The organism is Pseudomonas sp. KB-10, assembly GCF_018221585.1.
In the GTDB taxonomy this organism is placed as follows: domain Bacteria; phylum Pseudomonadota; class Gammaproteobacteria; order Pseudomonadales; family Pseudomonadaceae; genus Aquipseudomonas; species Aquipseudomonas yangonensis.
In genome coordinates this window covers 454369-473632 of record NZ_QYYB01000003.1, presented here as the reverse complement: position 1 = coordinate 473632, position 19264 = coordinate 454369, and the positions used below count along the sequence as shown (strand labels likewise).

Below are 19264 nucleotides of genomic sequence, written 5' to 3'. Positions count from 1 at the left end.
TCGACCCATGCGACGGCTGCGCATTCAGCGATGGCGGTGGCGACTGCTGATCCTCTGGATCGGCGGCGGGTTGCTGGCCGGGCTGTCACTGGCGGACTGGGACTTCGCCCTGATCATCAAAAACGCCGAGAACCGTTACGGCAACCTCGGCCCGGCGCGAACCCGCCTGCTCGACTGGGAAGAGCTGATCAAGACCAGCGCGGCGCTGCCGGAGTCTGGCAAGCTCAACGAGGTCAACCGCTTCTTCAACCGCAAGGTACGCTTCGTCGACGACATTCAGCTCTGGCGCGAAAAACGACTACTGGGCCACCCCGGTGGAAATGCTGGTCAAGGGCGCCGGCGACTGCGAGGACTACTCCATCGCCAAGTACTTCACCCTGCGCCGCCTCGGCATTCCCAGCGAAAAGCTGCGCGTCATTCTACACAGAACGGTGTTCGTCATCACCAAGCAGACCACTCAAACCTTCAATCTCGGCACGGGCGATGGCGCGTTGATCTAGTTTCTGCCGCGCAGCCTCGGGCAAGTCGGTGTAACGGATAACGCCCCGTTCGACCAGCACACTAACGACGTCCTCGAGTACACGCACCAACTCCAAGTCGGATTGTTTCAGGCTGTCTAGACGCGCCCTGACCTCCTCCTTGGCAGCCAACCAGTTATGCAACTCCTCGCTCTCGACCGCCAGATTCTCCGTCATCCCCTCGAAGGGCTCGTACTCAACCCGCAACAAACGCCCGAACGAGTCGCGCTGTGCGTAAACCATCGGTACCTCCAGCAAACGCCATAAAAGCCTGTTCCCGTAGCGGGTGGCGGGCCTACTCTAGTTGAGTGCGGCAGTTAAGGAAACTCTGGCCGCTAATTGTCTAGTCCTGAAATAGGTTTACACCGTTTCAGCTAGATTTGCGGTATCTAGAACGCCCGATGCACTGCATCGGGCGTTCTGTATTTCAGGGCCAGATGTGGCCGCTCTGTGTTATAGACCCTGATCGCCTCGCTGACCATCGATCTGACCTGCTCCAAGTCATTGGGCCTGCGCAGCAGTAGCTCATGCTTGAGGATTCCATTGACCCGTTCCGCAAGCGCGTTCTGATAGCAGTCGTAGCCGTCGGTCATCGAGCACTGCACACCGTGGCGCTTATGCAGTGCCTGATAAAGCGCTGAGCAATACTGGATTCCGCGATCAGAGTGGTGGACGAGCATTTGTTTACTCTGACGCCCTCGTAGTGCCTGCCGGAAGGCGACCGCCACCGACTCGGCATGCAAACTCTCATGGACATGATGGCCGACGATCTTTCGTGAGTGACGTCAGTAACCAAGCTCAGATACAAAGGGCCGCTTCGCGCCGGTAGATACGTGATATCCGCCACCCACACATGCTCAGGCGCTGCCGCCGTGATCTGTCCAGGACCGGGCTTAAGCCGGTTCGGATGCCGATAAAAACGATGAAAGCTATGCGTGGTCTTGTGAAACGCACGCTTGGGTGACACCAGCAGGCGGTGCTCGGCCAGGATCGTAAATAGCCGGTCACGACCGACCTTCAGGCTGGCGTTGGACTGGCTGTGCAGAAGGTGATGCAACTTGCGCGTGCCGATCCGCGGCTGGCGCAGCCTTATGAACCGGACATGCTGTGCGACCTGTTCACCCTGTCTATGACGCTGGTCGGCAACACGGTTGCACTTGTAGTAAGCTTGGCGGCTGATGGAAAGAAACTGGCAAGCCCTAACGACAGTCAGCCCTTGGACTTGCTCTTGCGAGAGGACTTGCCGGGTCGCTTTTTTACGATCGAAACGCCGTAATCCTTCTTCAACACATCGACCACGGCTTCGAAGAACTGGGCCTTCTGGCTCATGAACTGCAGCTGCTGCTCTAGCTCCTTGATGCGTTGCTCAGGCGTCAGGTCTTTGGGATCGGTCATCGTATGGCTCCTATCGGCGCGAAGCGAGGCCCCCTGGCTCCAATCCTGCCGACCATGCTTACGCAACCATACCAAAACGGTGGACCGGCCTTGGATGCCATACCGATCCTGGGCCTGCTTGTAGGTTAACTCGCCCTTTTCGACCTGATCGACCACGGCCAATTTAAAAGTCAGCGAATAATCACGCTGCGTACGCTTAACATCTTGCTCCATCGAAACCTCCAGATTCTCGGGTGAAAGGTGTAAACCTTATTCAGGACGGGACAAATTCAGCGAAGAAGCCCTCGACGCAGGGGCGACAGCCCTAGTGTCCCGTTAGGACGACCAGATGATGATGGCCCGGCATACCTTCGATCACCTCCAGCGGTAGTCTTATCCACGGTTTCGCTGCTGGTACTGAGGAGATTTGGCAACTTCACTGACGCAACAACGAAAACATGGACTGTGCGACCGAGGCGGCACTTCAAGGAGCTCTCCGTCAGCGCTGATGATTGCGCATGTACACGTCCTGCCCCATCGCCGCGATCTGCCCTTCGATCAGCGCATCGAAGGGCCGCAGCAACGCATCGAAACGCTTTGGCGCTTCCAGCACATCCAGCGCGGCAGTGATCGCCTCGATGGTCGACAGAGCCCCCTCTTGCGGCGCCTTGCGCAGGCGATAACGCGACGGCGCAGCGCCGTTAAGGCTGACGCGGGGCAATGCCGCCAATAGCGGATTGAGGTGCAGCAGCTTGCGCGCCTTGCGCCAGGTGCCATCGGGCACCACCAACAGCAAGGGTCTCTCGTCGGGCGCATAAGCGCTCAGGGCGACGGACTCTTCACCGGGAAACAGCAGGCAGGCCTGGTAATCAGGCTGGGCGAGCAGTTGCGGCAGATCCTCGAATACCTCGCCGACGCGCAGCTGCGCATTGCGCAAGCCAAGCGCAGCCAGGCGAGCGGTATTCAGCGCATGACCGACCTCACTCGGGTGCTGCAGGATGAGCACACGAGTACGACTATCGAGATCGGGAATCAGCGGGCAGAGACAGAGGCTGAGGGGGCGCTGACAACGGGGACAGGTCGGACGAGGCATGCCGCGCAGTTTGCCAGAACCCCCTGCCCGCGCGTAGCCCGGATGCAATCCGAATCATGCCGTGGATTGCAGCCGGGCTAAAGAATCAGCGGTTGAAGCGCTCTGCCAGGCTGTGCAGGTAGTCGGCCATTTCCTCCAGTTCACGGCTGATGGCCGCGCCCTGATGCGCCTGACCGGCACTGTGGTCGGAAAGCTGAGCGATACGAGTGATCTGCCGGCTGATGTCATCGGCCACATGACTCTGCTCTTCGGACGCCGCCGCCATCTGCTGGCTCATGCCGGTGATGCGCGTCACCGCCGAGCTGATGCCCTCCAGCGCATCGCGCACCGACTCCACGCTCTCTACGCTGCCGCGGGAAATTTCCTCCCCCTTGCCCGCCGTAAGCACCGCACGCTCGGCGCCGGCACGCAGGTCGGAAATGATCTGGTGGATCTGTTCGGTGGACTGACGTGTGCGCGAAGCCAGCGAACGCACCTCATCGGCCACCACCGCGAAACCACGGCCCTGTTCGCCTGCGCGCGCCGCCTCGATGGCTGCGTTGAGTGCCAGCAGGTTGGTCTGCTCGGCGATCGAGGTGATCACATCGGCCACGCTGCCGATGGACTGGGTGGAGTTGGCCAGCTCGTTGACCGCCTGACCGATATCGCTGACGGCCCTGGCCATCTGCCGCATGGAGTCGAGACTGCCCACGGCCAGATCACGCCCTTCACGAGCCAGACGGTCAGCCTCTTCGGCAGCGTGCGAGGTGTTCTGCACGTTATGCGCGACCTCCTGAATGGTCGCCGCCATCTCGTTGATGGCCGTCGCCGACTGGTCGGTTTCAGCGCGCTGCTGATCGAGCAGGCCGGCCCCCGCGGTCGCCAACTGCGAGGCTTGCGCGGCCCGGCGTTTGACGTTCTCGCCTGCATCTTCCAGACGAGTCAGCGCAGTCTGCAGGCGTGCCTCCTCACTGATCATGGCCATATCGAGCAACGCCTGCGCGCCACGGTTGTCACTGTAGGTCAGCGCCACCAGATCACTGGTGAAGGCCTTCGGGTGATCGTCGAGCGTACGCATGATCAACGCCCGGGCACGATGCAACTGATATGCCCCCAGAGCGATCATCATCGCGAAGGTGAAGGCAATCAGTATCCCGCCACTCATGAACGTCTCGGCAACCAAAATGATCGCTGCCGCCAGAATCAGCGGCCAGGAACGCACCAGGCTATAGGTCCAGCGTTCAATAGCCGGCACCGCTGGTTTGCCCTCGCGCAGCCGGGCGTAAAGCTTCTCGGCGCGCTGCTTCTGCGCCTGGGTCGGCAGCGAACGCACCGACTCGTAACCGACCATGCGCCCACCTTCGTATACCGGCGTGACATAGGCGCTGACCCAATAGAAATCGCCATTCTTCGCACGATTCTTGACTATGCCCATCCAGGGTTTGCCCTGCTTGATCGTGTCCCACATATGGCCAAACACTGCCGGTGGCATGTCCGGGTGTCGCACGAGGTTATGCGGCTGGCCGATCAACTCCTCACGCGTGAAGCCGCTGATCTCGACGAATGCATCGTTGCAGTAGGTGATCTTGCTGTTGAGGTCGGTGGTGGAAATCAGGCGTTCTTCCGCGGGGAAGGTTCTTTCCCGCTGAGTCACGGGCAGGTTCTGGCGCATCGAGGCTTCCCTGTTCGCATTGGAGTTGAGGCAGACGTATGAATAAGTACTAGCACAGCCTAATAAGCGCGCCAGCGTTAGGCTGTAAGCCTTTTGGACAATAGCGCCGATGCCGATTCAGATCTGTTGCAGTTGCGTCTTGAGCAAATCTCGGAACGTCTGGATCAGAGGCTCACGCGAGCGGCCTCGACGCAGGATCAGGGAGAACGGTGCCTGATAGCCGAAGGTGGTGGGCAGCAGTACCTTGAGGCGTTTCTGATCGACCCAGGGCTGCGCGTAATGCTCCGGCAGATAGCCGATATAGGCGCCGGAGAGCACCAGAATCAGCTGCGCCTCCATCGACTCCACGGTGGCCGCGCTGTGCTTGAACCCATGTCGGGCAAGCTCCGCCTGGCTCCAGTAGCCGCGGCCGACCATACGTTGCTGGGTGATCACTTCGGCGGGAATACGGCGCTGCTCGAACAATGAATGCCGCTCGCTGCAATAGAGCCAGTGCTGCTCGCGGTACAACGGTTGATAGACCAGGCCGGTCATTCGCGTGGAAAAAGCGCCGATGGCCAGATCCAGACGGTTGTCCAGTACCGCCAGCTGAAGCTCGTATGGGCTCATTACCGACAGATGCAGATGCACGCCGGGGTGTTCCTGACTATATGCACCGATCACGTCAGGCAGCGGCAGTGCAGGATCGCTGACGGTCGAGTCCAGTACTCCAAGATTGAGTGTGCCACGCAGCTCCCCCTTGAGCGCCGCCGAGTAACGCTCGAAATCCTCCAGCTCGCTCAGCAGGCGCAGAGTTTCCTGATGGAAGAGTTCGCCCTTGCTGGTGAGGCTGAAGCCACCACGGCCGCGATGGCAAAGCACGATGCCGAGCTGGCTTTCCAGCTGACTCATGTAGGTGCTGATGGCCGAGGTGGACAGGTTCAGCTCCTGCTGCGCAGCGGCAAAGCCCTGGTGGCGCACCACACAGGCAAAGACGCGAAGCAGTTTGAGATCGGGTAGCGAAGAGGAATGAGTCAGCATGCTGAGCAGTCTAGTGTTATGACGGATTGGTTGCAGCCAGGTCAGAACACGCACGGGAGAGAAACTCGCCGGCCGGAAGCGGTCGGCCAATCAGGTAACCCTGGAGATAGTCGACCTGCAGGTCGGCCAGGTAGCGGCGCTGCTGTTCATCCTCTACCCCTTCGGCGATCACCTCCAGTTGCAGCTTGGCACACAGCTCGATCACGCTATCGAGAATGTGCAACGACAGAGCATCCTTGCCGATCATGGCAACGAAACTCTGGTCGATCTTCAAATAATCCACCTTGAGCTTGTGCAGGTAACTCAGACTGGAGTGACCAGTGCCGAAGTCGTCCAGGGCGATCTTCACGCCCATCTCGTGCAAGTCGGCGAACAGCTGATCGGTGAAGGCGTCCGGCTCCAGCAGTTCGCGTTCGGTCAGTTCCAGCGTCAGCACCACCTGACCCGGTACGAAGGCTTGCAGAAAGCTCCGGCAGTCCTCGACCAGTTCGCGGCTACGGCAATGTGCGGCTGCGATGTTGATGCCGATGTGAAAACCACCGCCGAGTCGATCTGCCACCGGCGCCAGCAAGTCGGCGGTCTGCCGCATCAGCTCTCGCGTCATGGGCACGATGAGGCCGGAGCGTTCCGCCAAGGGAATGAACAAATCCGGACGCACCAGGCCCTCGCGCGGGTGCTGCCAGCGCATCAGCACCTCGGCACCTATCCACTGCTGCGAACCGCTGCGCACCAGCGGCTGGAAATAGGGAATGAATTCCCCGGCCTGCAGCGCACGGCGCAATTCGATGCTGGGCGAGCTGGAGCGCGCCAGCAACCAGTGGGTGCCAAGGCCGGCCAACGCACCCAGCAGCCCCAGCAGCACGAACAGCACCGGATATTGCTCGCCCATGTAGCGCAGCCGCGCGCCTCCGGGAAACGCCGCGCGCACCTGATAGGGATAGCGCGCCGAATTCAGCGCGACCTGAGCCAGGGGGTATTCGGGCAGGCGCCCCGCCCGCACCAGCCCGCTGCGCGGCATCCACTGCTCCCCCACCAGCAATTGCATGAAGGCACCGCGGTCCACCGACTGCAACACGTTGGCCAGGTAACGTCCGTCGATCGCCACCAGCGCGCCGCGCTCGTCCACGACGTCGCGATACACCAGCAACGAATGATTCGGGGTGACCGGATTGCCCGCCAGCAGCCGCAGCCGCCCGGCTACGTAAGCGGCAGAATCGATCCGCTCCTCGAATGCGCCGAACAGCGATGAGCAGTACAGCCGTCCGTCATCCATCAGGTTGACAGAGCGCACGAAGGGCACGGTGGCGACCTGCTCGCGCAGTACCAGTTCGACCTCTTCGCAGGGTCTGCCGACCTGCGGCAATACCTCACCGGCGGCCAAGCCAGCATTGTCGAGCATCAGGTCGATCTGGCGCACGGCGTCGGCGGCGCTGGTACGACTGATATCACGCAGCACGATTCCGGCCTGCACGTACAGAAATATCAGGCCGAGTACGATCGGCAGCATTCCTACCGTGAGAGATGCGCACAGCCGAAGGCGCAGACTATTGGCGCGGTAAGCGGTTAGCGGCATCCGGGCTTCCTCGCCGTCAGTTCAGTCTCAGACGCAACACCCCCCACACGCCGCCGCACTGAGGCTGACAGATAACGGCGGCGGCTTCGGAGCTGAGGTCGATCAGTCTAGTACCGAACGGTTAGTTTAGAAATCTCTGAACTAAGTTTTTGCCTCAACCGATTTTTCCTGATGAACAGCTGACCAAGAATCCGCGGCAACGATTCCTACAAACACAACAACCGTGAGGCCCTCCCATGGACAACGCTTATCATCAGCCCCTGGGCGGCAACGAAATGCCCCGCTTCGGCGGCATCGCCACCATGATGCGCCTGCCGCATATCCAGAGCCCCGAGGAAAAACGCCAGCTCGACGCCGCCTTCGTCGGCGTGCCGCTGGACATCGGCACCTCGCTGCGCTCCGGCACCCGCTTCGGCCCGCGCGAAATCCGCGCCCAGTCGGTGATGATCCGCCCATACAACATGGCCACCGGCGCCGCGCCCTTCGACTCGCTGAACGTGGCCGACATCGGCGACGTGGCGATCAACACCTTCAACCTGCTCGACGCCGTGCGCATCATCGAAGAGGCCTACGACGAGATCGTCGAGTACGGCATCAAGCCGCTGACCCTGGGTGGCGATCACACCATCACCCTGCCGATCCTGCGTGCCCTGCACAAGAAGTACGGCAAGATCGGCCTGGTGCACGTCGATGCCCATGCCGATGTGAACGACCACATGTTCGGCGAGAAGATCGCCCACGGCACCACCTTCCGCCGCGCCCAGGAAGAAGGCCTGCTGGATAGCCAGCGCGTGGTGCAGATCGGCCTGCGCGCCCAGGGCTACACCGCCGAGGACTTCAACTGGAGCCGCAAGCAGGGCTTTCGTGTGGTGCAGGCCGAAGAGTGTTGGCACCAGTCGCTGGCGCCGCTGATGGCCGAAGTACGCGAGAAGGTCGGCGGCGGCCCGGTCTACCTGTCGTTCGACATCGACGGCATCGACCCGGCCTGGGCCCCCGGCACCGGCACCCCGGAAATCGGCGGCCTGACCACCATCCAGGCGATGGAGATCATCCGTGGCTGCCAGGGCCTGGACCTGATCGGTGGCGACCTGGTCGAGGTCTCGCCACCCTACGACACCACCGGCAACACCTCGCTGCTCGGTGCCAACCTGCTCTACGAAATGCTCTGCGTGCTGCCGGGGGTTCAGCGCCGCTGACCCACGGCTTTTTATACCCGCACGGGTGTCCATAGCGGCACCCGGCACGTTCATACAACAAGAATTAGGGTGCCCTGATGAATCGAGAAGACGCTGCTCCAACGCTGGACAAGCAGCCGCCAGCCAACGACCTTGCCGCACAGCCCTACAACCTGCGCCAGTTTCTGATCTTCCTGATCCCCTCGCTGCTCGGCGTACTGCTGTTTCTCACCCCCATCGTCTATGAAGAGAAGGTGACCATCGGCCTTGGCGTGATGGCCGATGCGCTCAAGGCTGCGTTCAACGACCACCTGCCGGCTATCGCCACCGCACTGCTGATCCTCTCGGCCGTGCTGGGCGTCCTCGGCAGCCTGCTCAAGCCGCGCTGGCTGAGCGAGCGCCAACCGCTGCAGGACCTGTTCGTGCTGCATCCGCTGTGGCTGGGCCTGCGTGTGCTCGGCGCGCTGTTCGCCGCCATGACCTTCTGGCAGTTCGGCCCGGAATGGATCTGGAGCGCCAACACTGGCGGCGTGGTGCTGAAAGACCTGGCGCCGGTACTGATCACCTTCTTCCTGGTTGCCGGCCTGATCCTGCCGCTGCTGACCGACTACGGTCTGATGGAGTTCATCGGCACCATCGTGCGTAATGTGTTTCGCAAGATCTTCGGCCTACCCGGACGTTCGGCCATCGACGCCATCGCCAGTTGGCTCGGCTCCGGCACCGTTGGTGTGCTGATTACGGCTCAGCAGTATCAGAAAGGTTTCTACAGTGCACGGGAAGCCGCGGTGATCGCGACCAACTTCTCCATCGCCTCGATCGCCTTCAGCCTGCTGATCACCAGCTTCATGAAAATCGATCACCTGTTCGTACCGTTCTATCTGACCGTGGTGGTCGCCGGCCTCGCCGCCGCGATCATCACCCCGCGCATTCCGCCACTGTCGTGGAAAAAGGACGAATACGTCGCCGGCGTCGGCAAGCAGATCCAGGAAGACGTGCCGGCCGGCACCTCGCTGCTGCGCTGGGGGCTGACCCAGGCGGTTCAGCGCGCCAATGCCAACCCCTCGCCAGCGCAGATGGTCAGGATCGGCGTGCACAACGTGGTCGACATCTGGCTGGGTCTGCTGCCGCTGGTCATGGCCATCGGCACCGTTTCCCTGGCGATCGCCGAGTTCACACCGATCTTCAACTGGCTGTCCTACCCCTTCGTGCCCCTGCTCGAGCTGCTGCAGTTGCCGGAAGCGGCCAAGGCAGCGCCGGCCATGCTGGTGGGCTTTGCCGATATGTTCCTGCCGGCGGTACTGGGCAAGGGCATCGAAAGCGAGCTGACGCGCTTCGTGGTCGCCTGTGTGTCGCTGACCCAGCTGATCTACATGTCCGAAGTCGGCGTGCTGATCCTCAAGGCCAAGCTGCCGCTGAACCTGCTGGAGCTGTTCGTCATCTTCATCATCCGCACCCTGATCACCCTGCCGATCATCGCGCTGATGGCGCACTGGATCGTCGGCTGATGCCAGGAGGAATGACCATGACCACCTGTGGCGAATTTCTCGTCAGGCAACTCGAGGCCTGGGGCGTCGATACCGTGTTCGGCATTCCCGGCGTGCACACCGTGGAGCTGTACCGCGGCCTGCCGGCCAGCGGCATCCGCCATATCACGCCGCGCCACGAACAGGGCGCCGGATTCATGGCCGATGGCTATGCCCGAGTTTGCGGCAAGCCGGGGGTGTGCTTCATCATCACCGGCCCGGGGATGACCAATATCCTCACCGCCATGGGCCAGGCCTACGCCGACTCGATCCCGATGCTGGTGGTCTCCAGCGTCAACGAGCGGGCGCGCCTGGGCCTGGGCAAGGGCTATCTGCACGAGTTGCCCAACCAGCGGGCAATGACCGCGGGCGTCACCGCCTTCAGCCATACCCTGATGAGCGTCGAGGAGCTGCCCAGCGTGCTGGCCCGCGCCTTCGCCGTGTTCGAGGGCGAGCGGCCGCGCCCGGTGCATATCGAGTTGCCGCTGGACATCATCACCGCCGACGCCACGCATATGGCCGTGGCGCCACGGCCGACCGTGCGCCGCCCGGCACCGAATCGCACGCTGATCCGCGAAGCCGCCGGCCTGCTCAAGCAGGCCGAGCGCCCCCTGTTGCTGCTCGGTGGTGGTTGCGTCGCCGCCGAAGCCGAAGCGCGCGCCCTGGCCGCCGCGCTGGATGCACCGACCGCGCTGACCATCAATGCCAAGGGTCTGCTGCCGCCAGGCCACCCGCTGCTGCTGGGCAGCAACCAGTCGCTGCGCCCGGTGCGCGACCTGGCGCTGGAGGCCGATGTGGTACTGGCCATCGGCACCGAGCTGGGCGAGACCGACTATGACGTGGTGTTCGACGGCGACTTCCGCCTGCCCGGTCGGCTGATCCGCATCGACATCGATGCCCAGCAGCTGCAGCGCAACTTCACTCCGCACCTGGCGATCCAGGGCGATGCTCGCGTGGCCATGCGCATGTTGCTGGCCGAGTTCAACCCCGGCGAACCCCGTGCGGACAGCCCCGGCGCACGGCGCACCGCCGCCGCGCAGGCACGCCTGAACGAGGATTTCAGCGGCTGGGCGCACTACCGCCAGCTGTTCGACTGCATCCTGGATGCCCTGCCCGATGCCCGCTTCGTCGGCGACTCGACGCAGACCGTGTACAGCGGCAACCATCTGGTGGAACTGGACGGCGCGCGGCGCTGGTTCAACGCCTCCACCGGCTACGGCACCCTCGGCTACGGCCTGCCGGCGGCCATCGGCGCCAAGCTGGCCGAGCCGCAGCGCCCGGTGATCAGCCTGATGGGCGACGGCGGTATCCAGTTCACCCTGCCCGAGCTGGCCAGCGCCGTGGAAGCGCGGGTCGGCATCATCGTGCTGCTGTGGAACAACGCCGGTTATGGCGAGATCAAGCGCTACATGCAGCGCCGCGAGATCGAGCCGATCGGCGTCGACATCTACACCCCAGACCTGCTGGCCATCGCCCGCGGCTTCGGCTGCGCCGCCGAACGAGCGCGCGACCATGCGCATCTGGCCGAGCTGCTACGCAGCGCGCCGCAGGATCACCCGCTGATCATCGAAGTGCAGGAGGCCGCGCCCTTTCACCCCTGACGACATTGATCGCGGCTAAAGCCCCTCCCACGGAAATCGAGGTGCCCCTTGTGGGAGGGGCTTTAGCCGCGACATCCCGCCCCGGATTGCATCGGGGCTACCGACATAACCACAAGATTCAGCTGCATCACTGACTGCCGTACCTACAACACCAATAAACAAGCATCGGGGAGTCGTTCCATGTTCAAGCATCTCAGCCAGTATTTCGGCCAGGACGGCCTCGCACCTACGGACAAGGGCCATCGCAGCCTCGGCCTGGGCGGCACCATCGCTCTGTGGTTGGGCGCCAACGTGGTGGTCACCACCATCCTCACCGGCATGCTGCTGGTGCCGGATCTGAAATTCACCCAGGCCATGCTTATCGTGCTGATCGGTTCGGGTATCGGCATTCTGCCGCTGGTGCTGGTCGGCCTGATGGGCCAGCGTTCGGGCCTGACCACCATGGTGCTGGCGCGCGGCAGCTACGGCTCGCGCGGCGCCAAGCTACCCTCGCTGGTCAACCTGTTGACCCTGCTGGCCTGGAGCTGGATCCAGGCGCTGCTGGCCGGCATGAGCCTGAACTATGCGGTGGAGCACCTGACCGGCTACTCCAACCTGCCGCTGTTCACCATCCTCTGCGAGACCCTGGTGCTATTGATCGCCCTGCGCGGCCATCTGGGCATCGAGCGGGTCGAGCGCTGGGCGGCCATCGGCATGCTCCTGCTGGCCGGCGCGGTGTTCTACGTGATGGGGCAGAAGTTCGAGTTCGCCAGCCTCCTGGCCATGCCTACCGAGCCACGTAACGAGATTACCCCCGGGATCGCCTTCGATATCGTCATCGCCACCGCGTTCTCCTGGATTCCGCTGGCCGCCGACTACAACCGCAACTGCCGCACCCAGGGCGTGGCGGCGGTGGGCACCTGGGTCGGCTATGTCGCGGCCACGCTGCTGGCCATGGGCCTTGGCGCCACGGTTTCGGGCTTCTCGGTACTCACCGGCATGGAGCAGACCTACGACCCGGCGGTGCTTCTTGCAGGCTTCGGTTTCGGCCTGCCGGCGGCCATCGTGGTGTTCCTCTCGGTGATGACCACCAATGTCATGTGTGTTTACAGCGCCTCGCTTTCGTACCTCAACATCAGCCCGAAGACTCCGTTCTGGAAGCCGGCGCTGGCCATCGGCGTACTGTCGATCCTGGGTTCGCAGATCCCCGGCATTCTCGACAACTTCCAGAATTTCCTGCTGGTGATCGGCAGCGTGTTCATCCCGGCCTTCGCCGTGCTGATCGCCGACTACTTCCTGATCCACAGAGGCCACTACGCAGTGGACGAACTGCTCAGCGAAGACGGCGGCCGCTACCGTTACCTGAACGGCTTCAACCCGGCCGCCTTCGTCGCCTATGGTCTGGGCGCAGTGCTGGCCTACTACTGGGGCTGGATCTCGCCGCTGGCCTGGGGCGCGTCGCTGCCGGTGTTCCTGATCACCGCCGCCAGCTACACGGTCCTGCGCCGCTGGGTGCTGGTGCCACGGGCGCAGCTGGCGTAGCGTGATGAACATCGTGGCGGGTTGCACCCGCCCTACCCGCCATACGAATCTGTCGGGCGGGTGCAACCCGCCAATGAGGCAAGTCCCCATCATGAAAATCGTCAGCCGTGACCGCTGGTTCGAGGTGGAACACCGCCACGATGGCATCTGCCTGATCCACGAGCCCTACGTTCGCTCCTTCTACCGCTGCAACATGTGGCATGTGCAGGGGCGCGAGCATGACGTGTTGATCGACTCCGGCTCCGGGCTGGTCAGCCTGCGCGAGCAACTGCCGTGGCTGACCGAAAAGCCGCTGCTGGCCGTAGCCAGCCACTGCCACTTCGACCATATCGCCGGGCATCACGAATTCGCCGAGCGCTTGGTGCATCCGGCCGAGGCCGATATCCTCGCAGCACCGGACGGCGCCAATACCCTGGCCACCGATTTCGTCGGCGACGAGATGTTCGAGGCGCACCCGGATTGCCCGCTGTGCTACGCCGAATACCGCGTACGGGCTGCGCCGGCCACGCGTCTGATCGAGGATGGCGACGTGCTGGATCTGGGCAATCGGGTCTTGCAGGTGCTGCACACACCCGGCCACTCACCGGGCGGCATCAGCCTGTGGGAAGCGAGTACACAAACGCTGTTTTCCGGCGACATCCTCTACGACGGCCCGCTGATCGAGGACGCCTACCATTCGAACCTGGAAGATTACGCGCAGAGTCTGGCACGCTTGCGCGAACTGCCCGTGCGCACCGTGCATGGCGGGCATTTCGCGAGTTTCTCGGGGCAGCGGATGCGCGAGCTGATAGACGCCTGGTTCGACGCCCACCATCTCGACTGAACAGCTTCAGCGGCGCTGACGCGCTTCGCGCCGCAGGCGCTCCTGCTCGGCCTCGCTGATACGAATCGGCTGAGGTTGCGGGACGAGGCCAAGGGCCTGCAGCAGGGCTTGCAGTTGTTCTTGCAGCTTGGCGAGCATGGGTACGACCTCCTGCCAAGTTAAGGGAAGAGCCGGCGGCTCACTTATCAGATTAGGCCGGGCCAAACGGATTTCAACCAGCCTCCGTCAAATCACCGGACTCTTGCGCCGATAGGGGAACACGTCGATCACCTTGCCCGCGCGGATCGCCTCCTGCAATCGTTTCCAGTAATCGGCGTCATAGAGATTGCCATGCAGTTGGCTGAACAACCGGCGCTGCTTGATATCGGCGAACAGGAATGGCGGGAACTCTTCGGGGAATACGTCCATCGGCCCCACCGAATACCAGGGTTCGGAGCTCATCTCGTCCTCGGGGAAACGCGGCGGCGGAATGTGCCGAAAATTCACTTCGGTGAGAAAGCAGATCTCGTCGTAGTCGTAGAACACCACGCGGCCATGTCGGGTGACGCCGAAGTTCTTCAGCAGCATGTCGCCGGGGAAGATATTGGCCGCCGCCAGTTGCTTGATGGCCAGGCCGTAGTCGTCCAGCGCCTCGCGCACCTGGGCCTCGCTGGCGCCTTCGAGATAGAGGTTCAGCGGCGTCATGCGCCGCTCCGTCCAGCAGTGCCGAACCAGCACGGTGTCACCTTCCACCACCACGGTCGAGGGCGCTACTTCCAGCAGTTCGGCCAGACATTCGGGCTCGAACTTGGCCTTGGGGAAACGGAAATCGGAAAACTCCTGGGTATCGGCCATGCGCCCTACCCGGTCGACGCTTTTGACCAGGCGGTACTTCTCGATCACCGTGTTGCGGTCCACCGTCTTGGCGTGCGCGAAACGGTCCTTGATGATCTTGAACACGGTATTGAAGCCCGGCAGGGTGAACACGCTCATGACCATGCCGCGCACACCCGGCGCCATGATGAAGCGGTCGTCGGTGCTGGCCAGGTGGCCGATCAAGGCACGGTAGAACTCAGACTTGCCGTGTTTGTAGAAGCCGATCGAGGTGTACAGCTCGGCGATATGCTTGCCCGGCAGGATGCGCTTGAGAAAACCGACGAACTCGGCTGGGATCGCCACGTCCACCATGAAGTAGCTGCGGGTGAACGAGAAGATGATCGACACCTCCGCCTCGTCAGTGATCGCCGCATCGACCTGGATGCCCTGCCCTTCGCGGTGCAGCAGCGGGATCGCCAGCGGCCATTGTTCGTCGCGGGTGTAGATGCGCCCGATCAGGTAGGCGCCCTTGTTGCGATATAGCACCGAGGAAAACAGCTCGATGCACAGCTCCGGGTCCTTGCAGACCCAGTCCGGCAGGCTGGCGCGCAGTTGCTCTTCCAGGCGCTGCAGGTCGCGTGGCAGGTCTTCGTAAGGCACATCGAAACGGTAATCCTCGAAGATCGCCTGCAGCGCCTGATGCAGTTCTCCGGCGGGCCGGTAGCTGCGCGTCTGCGCGGCGCTGGGCTGGTTGCGCAGCGACGGCCGGGTGGTATGGATGAACATGCAGCCATCGCTGATCTGGTCATGGCTGAACAGGCTGCAGAAGATCGAGTTGAACCAGGTTTCCGCCAGCTCGTCGTCGAAACGCCGATCGATCAGGGCGATATAGGCGCTCTTGACCAGCGGCCACTGGCTTACCTCCAACAGCGCAGCATCGAATCCTTGAAGCAGGCGTTCGCGGGTTTCTGCAACCTTCGCTTCGTACAGGTTGATCCGCGCTGCCGAGGCCTGCTGCGCCTCCTGCCACTGCGCCTGCTCGAAGCGTAGGCGGGCGCCATCGGTGATCTGGCGAAAGTGCTCGCGGTAGTCGTCGAAGCCGTCGAGGATCAGGCGAGCGATCTCGCCGGCCGGCCATTGTTGCCCCATTACGCATGCCTCATCCGCAGTGATCAGCCGAGCTTAGCCGACAACGCCGACCTGGATGCAATCTTGATTGCCAAAGCCTCCACCATTGCAGGTCGCGGCTAAAGCCCCTCCCACACCGTCCCTGCCACCGAGTCCTACCCAATCATTCAAAAGTGCAATGCGGATTGCCAGAACCCTGCCCAGCGGCAACACTCTCGCCCCCACCCTGTTGGATGCTTCGCCGTGCGTACCGCCGATCTGCTTCGCCTGCTGCTGCTCGCTGCCATCTGGGGCGCCAGCTTCCTGTTCATGCGCGTTGCCGCACCGGTGCTGGGCAGCATGCCGACCGCCTTCTTTCGCGCCAGCTTCGGCGCACTCGGGCTGCTCGCCGTGCTTGTGCTGCTGCGCAGTGACTGGGACTTTCGCGGCAAGCTGCGCATCTGCCTGGGGCTGGGCGTGATCAACGCCGGGCTGCCTTCAGCCATGTACTGCCTGGCGGCGCTGATCCTGCCCGCCGGTTACTCGGCGATCTTCAACGCCACCACGCCGCTGATGGGCGTGCTGATCGGCGCGCTGTTCTTCCATGAAGGCATCACCCCGAGCAAGGCGGCGGGCGTGTTTCTCGGCCTGCTCGGCGTGGCGGTGCTGACCCGTACCGGCCCGGTGGCCTTCGATCTCGACCTGCTGCTGGGCGCAGGTGCCTGTCTGGTGGCCACCACCTGCTACGGCTTCGCCGGCTTTCTCACCCGGCGCTGGATCGGCCAGCAGGGCGGCCTGGACAACCGCCTGACCGCCTTCGCCAGCCTGGTCGGGGCCAGCCTGTTCCTGCTGCCACTGTTCGCCGGCAGCCTGGCGCTGCAGCCACCGCCAAGCTGGGGTGGCATGGAGGTGTGGCTGTCGCTGGCCGGTCTCGGTCTGCTCTGTACGGCGTTCGCCTACGTGCTGTACTTCCGCCTGCTGGCCGATATCGGACCGATCAGGGCCAGTACCACGACCTTTCTGATCCCGCCATTCGGCGTGCTGTGGGGTGCCCTGCTGCTGGGTGAGCCCCTGAGCTGGGACTACCTGCCCGGCTGCCTGTTGATCGCCCTGGCCCTGTGGCTGGTGGTCAGGCCGAGCGTGAGCAGAGCGTAGCCCGGATGAAATCCGGGGCGCAGGCGGCGTGAATCCCCGGATTGCATCCGGGCTACGGACTGGCGGTCAGGCCAAGCCGTAGGGTGGATCGCGCTTCATCGATCCACCCTAGCCCTGCCGCTTTACTGCTGCAGCTCCTGCTCGGTGAACAGATCGCTGAACAGCATGCTCGACAGGTAGCGCTCACCGGAGTCCGGCAGGATTACCACGATGGTCTTGCCCTGCATGTCCGGCTTCTCGGCCAGACGCACCGCCGCGGCCATCGCCGCGCCGCAGGAAATCCCGCAGAGAATGCCTTCCTCGCGCATCAGGCGCAGGGCCATGGTCTTGGCCTCATCGTCATTGACCTGCTCGACCTGATCGACCATCGCCAGGTCGAGGTTCTTCGGCACGAAACCGGCGCCGATGCCCTGGATCTTGTGCGGTGCCGGCTTGACCTCGTCACCCGCCAGGGTCTGGCTGATCACCGGCGAGCCCACCGGCTCCACCGCCACCGACAGAATCGGCTTGCCCTGAGTCTGCTTGATGTAACGCGAAACGCCGGTAATGGTGCCGCCGGTACCAACGCCAGCCACCAGCACATCGATAGCACCTTCGGTGTCGCGCCAGATCTCCGGCCCGGTGGTCTTTTCATGGATGGACGGGTTGGCCGGGTTCTCGAACTGCTGCGGCAGGTAATAGTCAGGATTGGCGGCGACCAGCTCGTTGGCCTTCTCGATCGCGCCCTTCATGCCCTTGGCCGGCTCGGTCAGCACCAGCTCGGCACCGAGCGCCTTGAGCACCTTGCGCCGTTCCAGGCTCATCGAGGCCGGCATGGTCAGCACCAGTTTGTAACCGCGCGCGGCAGCGACGAACGCCAGGCCGATGCCGGTATTGCCGGAGGTCGGCTCGACGATGGTCATGCCCGGCTTGAGCACACCGCGCTCCTCGGCGTCCCAGATCATGCTGGCGCCGATACGGCACTTGACCGAATACGCCGGGTTGCGGCCCTCGATCTTGGCCAGGATGGTCACGCCTTTCGGACCCAGACGGTTGATCATCACCAGCGGTGTATTGCCGATGGCCTGGGCGTTGTCTGCGAAAATGCGGCTCATGGTGCATCGATTCCTTGTCGTTGCGGAGCTCACCAGCCTATGCCTGATGAATCATCGCGTCCAGCGTCAGGAAGGTCGAACTCTGCCCCGGCTAGCGCAGTCAACCTGTGGAGAATCAGACCTGACGGATACACCCGATGAAACGCCGTTACAGCCTGCCGCTGTGGATCTGCCTCAGCCTGCTCGCGCTGCTGGTGGTGCTGCACGTCGCCCTGCCCTACGTCATTCGCGACTACCTCAATGACAAGCTCGCGAACATGGGCAACTACCGCGGGCAGATCGAAGACATCGACATCGCGCTCTGGCGCGGCGCCTATCGCATCAACGGCCTGAACATCGTCAAGGCCGAGCAGCAGGTGCCAGTGCCGTTCGTCGAGGCGCCGCGCATCGATATTTCTGTGAGCTGGCGCGAGCTGTGGCAGGAGCGGGCCGTGGTGGCCAGGGTGATCTTCGACCGGCCGCAAGTGAACTTCGTCGACGGGCAAAACAGCGATGACACCCAGACCGGTGAAGGCGTCGACTGGCGCGAGCAGTTGAACAAGCTGCTGCCGATCACCCTCAACGAAGTGCGCGTACTCGACGGTACGCTGGGCTTCTACAATTTCAGCGTCGCACCACCGGTGAAGCTGCATGCCAATGCGATCGACGCCAGCCTCTACAACCTGACCAACGTGGCCGACGAACAGGGCGATCGCGTCGCCCGTTTCGAGGGCACGGCGCAACTGCTCGATCACGCGCCACTGGAAGCCACGGCAGTGTTCGATCCCTTTCACAACTTCGAGGATTTCGAGTTCCGCGTACGCGCCACCGGTATCGAGCTAACGCGCCTCAACGACCTGGCCAACGCCTATGGCAAGTTCGACTTCAAAAGCGGCAATGGCGATCTGGTAGTCGAAGCCTCCGCCGAGGATGCTCAGCTCAGTGGCTACATCAAGCCGCTGTTACGCAACGTCGAGGTGTTTGACTGGCAGCAGGACGTGGAAGACCAGGACAAGGGCTTTCTGCGCTCGATATGGGAGGCTCTGGTCGGTGGCAGCGAGAAGGTCCTGAAGAACCAGCGTCAGGATCAGATCGCCACCCGTGTCGAACTCAGCGGTAGCACGCGCCAGCAGGATATCAGCGCCTTCCAGGCCTTCATCGGCATCCTGCGCAATGGTTTCGTCGAAGCCTTCACGCCCCGCTACGAACGCCCGCCACCTCAGCAGGACGGCAGCTGAGCTGTAGCCGAAAGCAGCGGTGAC

General features: G+C 62.9%; 14 protein-coding genes and 4 pseudogenes. 8 read left to right on the top strand and 10 right to left on the bottom strand.

The genetic code is table 11. From position 1 onward, the window contains the following. Nucleotides 1–7 precede the first annotated feature (7 nt). Nucleotides 8–416: pseudogene (locus DXK50_RS10790) on the top strand (transglutaminase-like cysteine peptidase); the annotation flags it as partial. Nucleotides 417–419: 3 nt separating this feature from the next. On the opposite strand, the gene DXK50_RS24920 reads toward DXK50_RS10790, so the two are convergent. From DXK50_RS24920 to DXK50_RS10765, 7 genes and pseudogenes are all read right to left on the bottom strand, one after another. Beyond that, nucleotides 420–761, bottom strand: a complete 342-nt coding sequence (locus DXK50_RS24920; protein ID WP_249186768.1) for a tryptophan synthase subunit beta — start codon at nt 759–761, stop codon at nt 420–422. Between the two features lie 146 nt (nt 762–907). After that, nucleotides 908–2126, bottom strand: a pseudogene (locus tag DXK50_RS10785) (IS3 family transposase). 265 nt (nt 2127–2391) lie between these two features. Next, the gene (locus DXK50_RS10780) at nt 2392–2985 is read right to left on the bottom strand and encodes a tRNA-uridine aminocarboxypropyltransferase (protein ID WP_212630304.1); all 594 of its coding nucleotides are present in this window, start codon (nt 2983–2985) and stop codon (nt 2392–2394) included. Between the two features lie 85 nt (nt 2986–3070). Further along, nucleotides 3071–4045, bottom strand: a pseudogene (locus DXK50_RS25475) (methyl-accepting chemotaxis protein); the annotation flags it as partial. 309 nt (nt 4046–4354) lie between these two features. Continuing rightward, nucleotides 4355–4636 (bottom strand): annotated as a pseudogene (locus tag DXK50_RS25470) (PAS domain-containing protein); the annotation flags it as partial. A 117-nt stretch (nt 4637–4753) separates the two neighbouring features. Then, nucleotides 4754–5656, bottom strand: a complete 903-nt coding sequence (locus DXK50_RS10770) for a LysR family transcriptional regulator (protein WP_161866293.1) — start codon at nt 5654–5656, stop codon at nt 4754–4756. A 16-nt stretch (nt 5657–5672) separates the two neighbouring features. Next, nucleotides 5673–7229, bottom strand: a complete 1557-nt coding sequence (locus DXK50_RS10765; RefSeq protein ID WP_212630302.1) for an EAL domain-containing protein — start codon at nt 7227–7229, stop codon at nt 5673–5675. Nucleotides 7230–7465: 236 nt separating this feature from the next. Between DXK50_RS10765 and speB the strand changes: the two genes are divergently transcribed. The 5 genes from speB (at nt 7466) to DXK50_RS10740 (ending at nt 13872) form a co-directional block, all read left to right on the top strand. Continuing rightward, nucleotides 7466–8425 (top strand): agmatinase, encoded by a 960-nt coding sequence (gene speB / locus DXK50_RS10760; protein ID WP_212630301.1) that lies wholly within the window; start codon nt 7466–7468, stop codon nt 8423–8425. A 77-nt stretch (nt 8426–8502) separates the two neighbouring features. Next, nucleotides 8503–9909, top strand: a complete 1407-nt coding sequence (locus DXK50_RS10755; RefSeq protein WP_212630300.1) for a YjiH family protein — start codon at nt 8503–8505, stop codon at nt 9907–9909. Between the two features lie 17 nt (nt 9910–9926). Further along, nucleotides 9927–11528 carry a 5-guanidino-2-oxopentanoate decarboxylase gene (locus tag DXK50_RS10750; protein ID WP_212630299.1) on the top strand — a complete coding sequence of 534 codons (1602 nt, stop codon included), beginning with the start codon at nt 9927–9929 and terminating at the stop codon, nt 11526–11528. A gap of 180 nt (nt 11529–11708) precedes the next feature. Continuing rightward, nucleotides 11709–13049, top strand: a complete 1341-nt coding sequence (locus DXK50_RS10745) for a purine-cytosine permease family protein (RefSeq protein ID WP_212630298.1) — start codon at nt 11709–11711, stop codon at nt 13047–13049. Between the two features lie 91 nt (nt 13050–13140). Beyond that, the gene (locus tag DXK50_RS10740; protein ID WP_212630297.1) at nt 13141–13872 is read left to right on the top strand and encodes an MBL fold metallo-hydrolase; all 732 of its coding nucleotides are present in this window, start codon (nt 13141–13143) and stop codon (nt 13870–13872) included. Between the two features lie 6 nt (nt 13873–13878). Here DXK50_RS10740 and DXK50_RS25170 read toward each other — a convergent pair whose 3' ends face one another. Continuing rightward, entirely contained in the window at nt 13879–14010 is a 132-nt protein-coding gene (locus DXK50_RS25170) for a PA1414 family protein (protein WP_017362870.1), read from the bottom strand. 87 nt (nt 14011–14097) lie between these two features. Then, nucleotides 14098–15816, bottom strand: a complete 1719-nt coding sequence (gene aceK, locus DXK50_RS10735) for a bifunctional isocitrate dehydrogenase kinase/phosphatase (protein WP_212630296.1) — start codon at nt 15814–15816, stop codon at nt 14098–14100. 222 nt (nt 15817–16038) lie between these two features. On the opposite strand from aceK, the gene DXK50_RS10730 reads away from it, so the two are divergent. Further along, nucleotides 16039–16929 carry a DMT family transporter gene (locus tag DXK50_RS10730; RefSeq protein ID WP_212630295.1) on the top strand — a complete coding sequence of 297 codons (891 nt, stop codon included), beginning with the start codon at nt 16039–16041 and terminating at the stop codon, nt 16927–16929. Between the two features lie 122 nt (nt 16930–17051). On the opposite strand, the gene cysK is transcribed toward DXK50_RS10730, so the two are convergent. After that, nucleotides 17052–18023: a cysteine synthase A gene (gene cysK / locus DXK50_RS10725; RefSeq protein WP_212630294.1), complete on the bottom strand. Its 972-nt coding sequence runs from the start codon at nt 18021–18023 to the stop codon at nt 17052–17054. A gap of 137 nt (nt 18024–18160) precedes the next feature. Between cysK and DXK50_RS10720 the strand changes: the two genes are divergently transcribed. Beyond that, entirely contained in the window at nt 18161–19240 is a 1080-nt protein-coding gene (locus DXK50_RS10720) for a DUF748 domain-containing protein (protein ID WP_212630293.1), read from the top strand. Nucleotides 19241–19264 lie beyond the last annotated feature (24 nt).

Coding starts and splice junctions, on each gene's coding strand:
- DXK50_RS24920 (WP_249186768.1), bottom strand. CDS start 761: ATGGTTTACGCACAGCGCGACTCGTTCGGGCGTTTGTTGCGGGTTGAG.
- DXK50_RS10780 (WP_212630304.1), bottom strand. CDS start 2,985: ATGCCTCGTCCGACCTGTCCCCGTTGTCAGCGCCCCCTCAGCCTCTGT.
- DXK50_RS10770 (WP_161866293.1), bottom strand. CDS start 5,656: ATGCTGACTCATTCCTCTTCGCTACCCGATCTCAAACTGCTTCGCGTC.
- DXK50_RS10765 (WP_212630302.1), bottom strand. CDS start 7,229: ATGCCGCTAACCGCTTACCGCGCCAATAGTCTGCGCCTTCGGCTGTGC.
- speB (WP_212630301.1), top strand. CDS start 7,466: ATGGACAACGCTTATCATCAGCCCCTGGGCGGCAACGAAATGCCCCGC.
- DXK50_RS10755 (WP_212630300.1), top strand. CDS start 8,503: ATGAATCGAGAAGACGCTGCTCCAACGCTGGACAAGCAGCCGCCAGCC.
- DXK50_RS10750 (WP_212630299.1), top strand. CDS start 9,927: ATGACCACCTGTGGCGAATTTCTCGTCAGGCAACTCGAGGCCTGGGGC.
- DXK50_RS10745 (WP_212630298.1), top strand. CDS start 11,709: ATGTTCAAGCATCTCAGCCAGTATTTCGGCCAGGACGGCCTCGCACCT.
- DXK50_RS10740 (WP_212630297.1), top strand. CDS start 13,141: ATGAAAATCGTCAGCCGTGACCGCTGGTTCGAGGTGGAACACCGCCAC.
- DXK50_RS25170 (WP_017362870.1), bottom strand. CDS start 14,010: ATGCTCGCCAAGCTGCAAGAACAACTGCAAGCCCTGCTGCAGGCCCTT.
- aceK (WP_212630296.1), bottom strand. CDS start 15,816: ATGGGGCAACAATGGCCGGCCGGCGAGATCGCTCGCCTGATCCTCGAC.
- cysK (WP_212630294.1), bottom strand. CDS start 18,023: ATGAGCCGCATTTTCGCAGACAACGCCCAGGCCATCGGCAATACACCG.
- DXK50_RS10720 (WP_212630293.1), top strand. CDS start 18,161: ATGAAACGCCGTTACAGCCTGCCGCTGTGGATCTGCCTCAGCCTGCTC.